The sequence below is a fragment of the Nocardia sp. NPDC050378 genome (assembly GCF_040655675.1).
GTDB classification, from domain to species: Bacteria; Actinomycetota; Actinomycetes; order Mycobacteriales; family Mycobacteriaceae; genus Nocardia; species Nocardia coubleae.
In genome coordinates, this window is record NZ_JBFAKI010000022.1 from 80536 (window position 1) to 88735 (window position 8200).

General features: G+C 68.6%; 8 protein-coding genes. 6 read left to right on the forward strand and 2 right to left on the reverse strand.

All coding sequences use genetic code 11. From position 1 onward, the window contains the following. Positions 1–51 precede the first annotated feature (51 nt). The 5 genes from AB0I35_RS29890 (at position 52) to AB0I35_RS29910 (ending at position 4668) form a co-directional block, all read left to right on the forward strand. The gene (locus AB0I35_RS29890) at positions 52–819 is read left to right on the forward strand and encodes an SDR family oxidoreductase (RefSeq protein WP_357399660.1); all 768 of its coding nucleotides are present in this window, start codon (positions 52–54) and stop codon (positions 817–819) included. Positions 820–831: 12 nt separating this feature from the next. Beyond that, a complete protein-coding gene (locus tag AB0I35_RS29895) occupies positions 832–1743 on the forward strand; it encodes an SDR family oxidoreductase (protein WP_357399661.1) in 912 nt (303 codons plus the stop codon). A 203-nt stretch (positions 1744–1946) separates the two neighbouring features. Continuing rightward, a complete protein-coding gene (locus tag AB0I35_RS29900) occupies positions 1947–3113 on the forward strand; it encodes a hypothetical protein (protein WP_357399662.1) in 1167 nt (388 codons plus the stop codon). A gap of 11 nt (positions 3114–3124) precedes the next feature. After that, entirely contained in the window at positions 3125–3640 is a 516-nt protein-coding gene (locus AB0I35_RS29905; RefSeq protein WP_067492264.1) for an ImmA/IrrE family metallo-endopeptidase, read from the forward strand. After that, the gene (locus tag AB0I35_RS29910) at positions 3637–4668 is read left to right on the forward strand and encodes a hypothetical protein (RefSeq protein ID WP_357399663.1); all 1032 of its coding nucleotides are present in this window, start codon (positions 3637–3639) and stop codon (positions 4666–4668) included. The genes AB0I35_RS29905 and AB0I35_RS29910 overlap by 4 nt, the downstream gene beginning before the upstream one ends. A 77-nt stretch (positions 4669–4745) precedes the next feature. On the opposite strand, the gene AB0I35_RS29915 is transcribed toward AB0I35_RS29910, so the two are convergent. Continuing rightward, positions 4746–5162: a helix-turn-helix domain-containing protein gene (locus AB0I35_RS29915; protein WP_019044759.1), complete on the reverse strand. Its 417-nt coding sequence runs from the start codon at positions 5160–5162 to the stop codon at positions 4746–4748. A gap of 365 nt (positions 5163–5527) precedes the next feature. Next, the gene (locus AB0I35_RS29920; protein ID WP_357399664.1) at positions 5528–6691 is read right to left on the reverse strand and encodes a steroid 3-ketoacyl-CoA thiolase; all 1164 of its coding nucleotides are present in this window, start codon (positions 6689–6691) and stop codon (positions 5528–5530) included. Positions 6692–6823: 132 nt separating this feature from the next. On the opposite strand from AB0I35_RS29920, the gene AB0I35_RS29925 reads away from it, so the two are divergent. Beyond that, positions 6824–8104: a cytochrome P450 gene (locus tag AB0I35_RS29925; RefSeq protein ID WP_357399665.1), complete on the forward strand. Its 1281-nt coding sequence runs from the start codon at positions 6824–6826 to the stop codon at positions 8102–8104. Positions 8105–8200: the final 96 nt, after the last annotated feature.

Sequence of the window (8200 nt, forward strand, 5' to 3'; positions counted from 1 at the left end):
TGCCCGGGCGAACCCGAGACAAAGCAAGCAATTGCTTGGTAGGTTAACACGGTGGCGACAGAAATCGACCTTTCCGGCCAGATCGTTCTGGTGACCGGCGGAGTGCGCGGCGTGGGCGCGGGCATCACCCGCGCCTTCCTCGCGGCGGGCGCGACGGTGCTCACCTGTGCGCGCAGGCCCGCCGACACCCCGATCGAGGGCACCGAGCACTACTCCTGCGATGTCCGCGACGACAGCGCGGTCGCCGCCATGTTCGACGAGATCCTCGCCGCGCACGGGCGGCTCGACCACGTCGTCAACAATGCGGGCGGGGCGCCCTTCGCCCTGGCCGACGCGGCGAGCCCGCGCTTCCACACCAAGATCATCGAACTGAATCTGCTCGCCCCCCTGGTCATCGCGCAGCAGGCGAATGCCGTGATGCAGAAACAGGACTCGGGCGGTTCGATCGTGATGGTCTCGAGCGTCAGCGGGCACCGGCCCTCACCCGGTACCGCCGCCTACGGCGCGGCCAAGGCCGGACTGGACAACCTCACCACCTCACTGGCGGTGGAATGGGCGCCGAAGGTCCGCCTCAATTCCGTGGTGGTCGGACCGGTGGAAACCGAACTGAGCCACCTGCACTACGGCGACGCCGACGGTGTCGCCGCTGTCGGCGCGACCATCCCACTCGGCCGCCTCGCCGCCCCCGCCGACGTCGGCAATGCCGCCCTCTTCCTCGCCTCCCCGCTGGCCGCCTACGTCAGCGGCGCGAGCCTGCTGGTGCACGGCGCGGGGGAGCGGCCAGCCTTTCTCGATGCCGCGAATACGAACCACGGATAACTAGGAGTTTCGATGGACCAGCAGTTGATCTGCGCCGACCGCACGGTGATCGTCACGGGTGCGGGTCGCGGGATCGGGCGCGCGCACGCGCTCGCCTTCGCCGCGGCCGGTGCGCGCGTCGTCGTCAACGACGTGGGCACCGCGCTCGACGGCGCGCCCACCTCGGAGACACCCGCGCAGCAGGTTGTCGACGAGATCGTCGCCACCGGTGGGCAGGCGGTCGCCAATTACGACGACGTGGCCGACTGGGAAGGCGCGCGCCGGCTCGTCCGCCAGGCCGTCGACACCTTCGGCGGGCTCGACGTGCTGGTCAACAATGCCGGTTTCGTGCGCGACCGCATGCTGGTGAACCTGAGCGAGGAGGAATGGGACGCGGTGATCCGCGTGCACCTCAAGGGCCACTTCGCCACCATGCGTCATGCCGCCGAGTACTGGCGCGGTGAGGCCAAGGCCGGGCGCGCGGTCGACGCCCGCGTCATCAACACCAGCTCCGGCGCCGGGCTGCAGGGCAGCGTCGGCCAGGGCAACTACGGCGCGGCCAAGGCGGGCATCGCGGGACTCACGCTCACCGCCGCGGCGGAGTTCGGGCGCTACGGCGTCACCGTCAACGCCATCGCCCCCGCGGCCCGCACCCGAATGACCGAGACGGTCTTCGCCGAGACCATGGCCGCCCCCGATGCCGGCTTCGACGCCATGGACCCGGCGAACATCTCGCCGCTGGTCGTCTGGCTCGGCAGCAGCGAGTCCGCCGGGGTGACCGGGCGGATGTTCGAGGTGGAGGGCGGCAAGGTCGCGCTGGCCGAGGGTTGGCGGCACGGCATCGCGGTCGATCGCGGTGCGCGCTGGGATCCGGCCGAGCTCGGTCCGGTGGTGGCTCAGCTGATCGAAAAGGGCGCCGAACCGGAGCCGGTTTACGGTGCATAGCTAACTTCGCAGGAGGACAGTGAGCAAAGCCGCCGGGCCTGCGGTTTTGCCTTGTCATAGGCGTCCAGGGGGCTGGACGGCGCCTGCGCTCTCCTGCGGGGTTCCGCGCCCGGGTTTACTATGGGCTACTGTTCGTCCATCCCGGAATGTGTCGCGACCGGGGGTAATGCTGCGCGGAATTACTTAAAGGGGATGACAGGCGCATGGCCGTTGGTCGCATGTTGCGCGTTCTTGCCGCTGCGAGTGTCTTGGTCGGCTGCGCCCTATTGGGGCCCGTCGCCGCATTCGCCGCGCCGGAAAAGCCGCCGACACCCGCCGCGCAACCGTCCGGCAGCGGGAGCACCGGCATCGGAGGCGGCGGCGGTGAACCGGCTGAGCGGCCTGACGAGGGTAAGCCGATCGAACTCACCCTGCCGGGAACGGGCAGCGGCAACGACCCGGCACCGGCGAATCAAGGCGATCCACCCCGCAGCGGTGCGGAAGTCGCCGAAGAGACCGAGTGGACCCCGCTGAGCATCCCCGGCCAGGACACCACCGAACTCCCGACCAAGGAAGTGGCCGGTCCGGCCTCGGGCTCCGCCGTCCTCGGCGCGGGCTCGGCCGCCGCCGGGCTGGTGCTTGGCACCGGTTCGGCGGGCCTCGGCGTGCTCCTCGGCACCGGCTCCGCGGGCCTGGGCGCCGTGCTCGGCACGGGCTCGGCAGGCGCCTTCGCGATCCTCGGCACCGGTTCCGCCGGTGCCGCCGCCGTACTCGGCACCGGTTCGGCCGGTGCGGCCGCGCTGCTCGGCACCGGTTCGGCCGCCGTCGGCTCAGCTGCGGCGGGGACGGGCTCGGCGCTGGCCGGTACCGGCTCCGCGGCCGTCGGCTCGGCCGCCGTCGGTTCCGCCGCGGTCGGTTCCGCGGGCGCTGGCTCGGCCGCGACCGGTTCGGCCGCCGTCGGCTCGGCGGCTGTCGGTTCGGCTTCGCCGCTACTGCTGTTGCTCCTGCTGCAGACCCCGCCGACACCGTCGCCCGCGCTGCCCGCGCTCGCGATCCCGCCCGCACCCGGCACGCCGTCGATCCCAGGTGTCGCCGCGCCGAATGTGGCTGTGGCAGCACCGGCCCCGGCCGATGCGCCGCCGCCCCCGGCCGCCGCCCCCGCGCCGCCTGCCGCCGCCGCGCCCGCGCAGGCCGCCAAGCCCAACCACGAGGTACGGCCGACCAGCGACAACAACGGTCTGCCCGAACCCGAACTGCTGTCGGTGATCGGCGGTCTGATAGCGCTCGCCCTGGCCGGAACCGGTTCGGGCGCAGTGAGTTTCCAAGGTGCCGCGGCCGCCCAGGCGCGGGTGAACGCGGCGCGTGCCGAGTTCTTCGGACCGAGGTCGTGAGGGGATCTTCGATGAGCAAGAGCAAGACCCAGTCCACCTCGCGGTCCTATCGCCGCGTCGCCGCCGCCGTCGACGCGGTGTGCGCGGTCGCCGCCGATTTCGACGCGACCACCCTCGATGAGGTGGTCGCGGCGGTCTCGCTCGAGCGGCAGCGCGAAATCGAGATCACCAGTGCGCAATTGGGCCCCGGCGTGTGCGGCCAGCGGCGCTTCTACCCCGAGCGCGACATCATCGTGCTCGCCGACGCCCTGCCCAGCCGCGACCACACCCTCGCCCACGAACTCGGGCATATCGTGTTCGACCACGAGGGCGCGCCCGCGGTCGAGACGACACTCGAGGTCAGCGACGACCTCATCGCCTACATGCTCAGTCAGCGCGCCCACGCCCAGATCGTCGAGGACGGAGCCGACGACCTGGCCGAGTGGGAGGCCGAGACCTTCGCGGCCATGCTCATGACACGACTGCGCGTCTTCAACAACCGGGGCGCAGGCGTCTCGGTCCTTCGATTCGATGAGGCACTCGGATGACACTCTGGTTGACAGCCCTGCTGGTCTGGGTTGCCGCGGGTGCGCGAGTGGGGCGCGTGCTCGTCAAGCCCGCGACAACGGCCCGCGTGGCCATCGTCGTCGCGGTCGCCGCCGTCGCACTCGCCTCGACCGTCGCCATCCCCGATATCGCCGTCGCCGTCGACAACCTGCTCCCGGGCGGGCTGCGCAGCGGCTGGCTGTCCACGGGCATCGTCGATTCGGCGTGGATCCTGTTCACCACCGCCACGTCGGTGGTCGCCTCCGCCGCCTGGCCGGTCGTGTCGCGACGCAACCTGCGCCAGGTCGCGATGATCGTCTACGGCATCGGCGCTCTCGCCATCGCGTTGACGCTGGCCTGGTCGTTCACCTTCGGCTGGATGGTCGTCGCGCTCGGCGCGGTCTTCATCGTCACCACCGGTCTGCGCAACCTGGACTGGACCACGCTGGGTCGCGGTATCGCGATCTACACGGCGGGAACGGCATTGGTCGCCGTGCTCGCCTTCGCCAACGCGGGCCGCGCCTTCCAGGGCGCCGAGCCGACCCCGCCCGGTCAGCCGACGTGGGGCTGGCAGGCGTGGGAGATCGCGAGCCTGCTGATCTCGCTCGGCGCGGTGTCGATCGTGATCGAGCTGTGGTGGCGGGCCCGGATCCTGTTGCGGCGCATCCGTCCCCTGCACAAGCTGATGGTCGGCCGGTTCCCGGAGGTCGTCGCACCCGAACAGAACGCCACCTCGGCGCAGCTGAAGGCCTCCGATCACGTCGCGCAGGTGATGGACGCGCTGTATCTGCTCTCGGGCAGCGGCATCGTCATCCCGGCGGCGGGTGAGCCGCCGAACTCCGTCCCCGAGCGCGCGGCCGTGGTGGCCGAGTGGGCCCGAAACCCCTTGGGGGACTTGTTCGTCGACGCGCGCTGGATCGCGCCGCCGCCCGGCGTGAGCCCACGCGGCTGGGTGCTGGCGCTGGCGAAGCGATACGAGGTGGCGGTCGCGACGGCGGGCGCACCGCAGAACGCCGCCGCGTCGAGCTGACGCAGACAACAAGAACGGGCCTGAGCTGGTGTTTCCACCGGCTCAGGCCCGTTCTTCGCGTATCCGCCTGGTTGTTCCTATTCCGTTCCGTCCGGAGGAATTTCGGGCAAGCCTTCGCTGGCCCGCAACTTCTCCGCCATGGAGGTGAGCAGATTCTGTGATTCTTCCGAGAGGTCGAATGCCCTGCTGGACAGACGACGCAGCCCGTAACCCTGCAGCTGCGCAAGCAGTTCCAGGTCGTGATCGATCTTGGCCGCGTAGATGTCGTTGAAGAAGTAGTCAGGCTTGACCTTGAAGAACTTCGCCAGGGCGGCCACCGTCTCGTCGGACGGGTTGGTTCGTTGTCCCGACCGCAGCTGCGAGAGATACGGCTTGGAGATCGGATGCCCGGAGGCAGTCAGCGCAGCCGCAACCTCTGCGTTGGTGTGCGGCTTGCGCCCCGGGGGATGCACGGTTTCGAACAGCTTGTTCAGCCGCGCCGCGAAATCAGCCATTGTGAGCCGCCCAATTCCCTTCACTGTACTAACAGTCGTTATCTCGGATACGTATCATTGATATTAGCGGCTCAGTAACTGAAAACCTACGCCTGATTCAGGATTTCTCTGCGGATTCCGACGCTCACCTGCGTACAGGGCCCGCGACGGCCGCGTTTGCGGGGTCACGTCAACGACTCTTGTGGAGCCGATGGGTGCCGGAGTTCGTGCCCGTCGCGGGGGTCTTCCACCTCGGACTCATGATAGCCCAAAGATTGCTGATGCCTCATCATCCCCCTCGCCCCTCGGATCGTGTGGCGTACGACACGTTCCGGGCGCCTGGAGATGAATGTTCAACCTGGGCGCCCGGTTTCGGTACGTCCAGTCTACAGGCGTTCGATGATCGTGCCGGTCGCGAGGGCTCCACCGGCGCACATGAGAACCATCGCCGTTCCCTTGCCGGTGCGTTCGAGCTCGTGTAATGCGGTCGTGATCAGACGAGAACCGGTGGAACCGACAGGATGCCCGATTGCGATCGCACCGCCGTTGACATTTACCCGTTCCATGTCCGGCTGATGTACAGAAGCCCACGAAAGGGCGACCGCCGCGAATGCTTCGTTGATCTCGAAAAGATCGATATCGCCGATCGCCATTCCCGAGCGTTCCAGCAGTCGCGTGCATGCCTGCACAGGTCCGTCCAGATGGAACTCCGGTTCGGCGCCGACGAGTACCTGCGTGCGGATCCGTGCGCGCGGTCGCAAACCCTTTCGGCGGGCGACGGTTTCGTCCATCAGGAGTACCGCCGCCGCGCCGTCGGAAATCTGCGACGAGGTACCCGCGGTGTGCAGGCCGTCGGTGACCACCGGCTTCAGCTTGGCCAGGCCCTCGATCGTGCTCGCGCGCAAGCCCTCGTCACGGGTCACCTCGGCCTTCTCGCCGGTCGGCGCGCCCTCGCTGTCGAGTACGGGGGCGACCACGGGCAGCACCTCGCGATCGAAACGGCCTTCGGCCCAGGCGGTGGCGGCCAATTGCTGTGAGCGCAGGCCGAATCGGTCGAGGTCGTCGCGAGTGAGTCCGCGCCGCCGCGCGATTCGCTCGGCCGCGCCGAACTGATCGGGCAGATCGATCGACCACGACTCGGGCCTGCGCGGTCCCGCCTCGGTGCCCACATTGGCGCCGAGCGGCACCCGGCTCATCGCCTCCACGCCGCACGCCATGCCGATGTCGATGGCCCCGGTGGCGATCAGTCCCGCGACGAGGTGGTTGGCCTGCTGTGCCGAACCGCATTGGGCGTCGATGGTCGTTGCGCCGGTCTGCCACGGCAGGCCCGCGTGCAACCACGCGACGCGGGTGACGTTGTTGGACTGCTCGCCCGCCTGGGTGACGCAGCCGCCGATCACCTGCTCCACTTCGGCCGGATCGAGATCGGCCCGGTCGAGCAGTCCGCGCTGGGCCGCACCGAGCAGTTCGGCCGCGTGCAGGCCGGAAAGCCGCCCGCGCCGCTTGCCGATCGGGGTTCGCACTGCCTCGACGATTACCGGTGTGCCCATCTGCATCTCCCTCTGAACTGCAACGTGTTCTGTTTATGTAAGCGGGGCAAAACCGCGAGGTTCTTCCGTCGTGGCATACCCTGTGCTTGAATGATTGTAGAACGTGTTTCAGTTTGTCGAAGGAGACATCTGGTGGTAGATCCGCGCAACGAAGCCACGGGTACCCTGCCGAACCTGCCCGAGGGGTTCGACGTCACCGACCCGGCCATCTACGCCGAGCGTGTCCCGGCGGAGGAGTTCGCTGAGCTGCGCCGGTCGGCGCCGATCTGGTGGAACCCGCAGCCGCCCGAGGTGGGCGGCTTCCACGACGACGGGTTCTGGGTGGTCAGCAAGCACGCCGACGTCAAGGAGGTCTCGCGCCGCAGCGATGTCTTCTCGACCTACGAGAACACCGCGATCCCGCGCTTCAACGACGACATCAAGCGCGAGCAGATCGAGCTGCAGCGCTTCGTGATCCTGAACAAGGACGCCCCGGAACACACCAAGCTGCGCAAGCTGATCTCCAAGGGCTTCACCCCGCGCGCGGTGAACAGCCTGCGCGCCGAGCTGTCCTCGCGTGCGGAGAAGATCGTGAAGGCCGCGGCGGAATCGGGCGGCGGCGACTTCGTCACCCAGGTGGCCTGTGAACTGCCGCTGCAGGCGATCGCCGAACTCATCGGCGTGCCGCAGGAAGACCGCATGAAGGTCTTCGAATGGTCCAACGACATGACCGGCTACGACGACCCCGACAACGTCGATGTCGACCCCGTCGCGGCGTCGATGGAGCTGCTCGGCTACTCGTACCAGATGGCCGAGGCGCGCAAGACCTGTCCGGCCGACGACCTGGTCACCACCCTGATCGAGGCCGACGTCGACGGTGAGTCGCTGAGCGCGGAGGAGTTCGGCTTCTTCGTCATCGTGCTCGCGGTCGCCGGCAACGAGACCACCCGCAACGCGATCAGCCACGGCATGATCGCGTTCATGGAGAACCCCGATCAGTGGGAGCTCTTCAAGAAGGAACGCCCCGCCACCGCGGTCGACGAGATCATCCGCTGGGCCACCCCGGTCACCTCCTTCCAGCGCACCGCGCTCGAGGACACCGAACTCGGCGGCGTGCAGATCAAGAAGGGCCAGCGCCTGGTGATGCTGTACCGCTCGGCGAACTTCGACGAGGACGTCTTCGAGAACCCGGAGAAGTTCGACATCATGCGCAAGGAGAACCCGCATCTGTCCTTCGGCGGTACCGGCGCGCACTTCTGCGTCGGCGCGAACCTGGCCCGCCTGGAGATCGAGCTGATCTTCAACGCCATCGCCGACCACCTGCCCGACATCACCAAGATCGGCGACCCCAAGCGCCTGCGCTCGGGCTGGCTCAACGGCATCAAGGAGCTCCCGGTCGACTACAAGACCAAGGGCTGCCCGGTGTCTCATTGAGCGCTGGCGCGCTCGAGTCGGCGGCCCCGGAGGTCCCGACGATCAGGCGCCGTTGCTTGCTCCTTCGTCGCCTACGCAACGGCACCTGATCGTCGG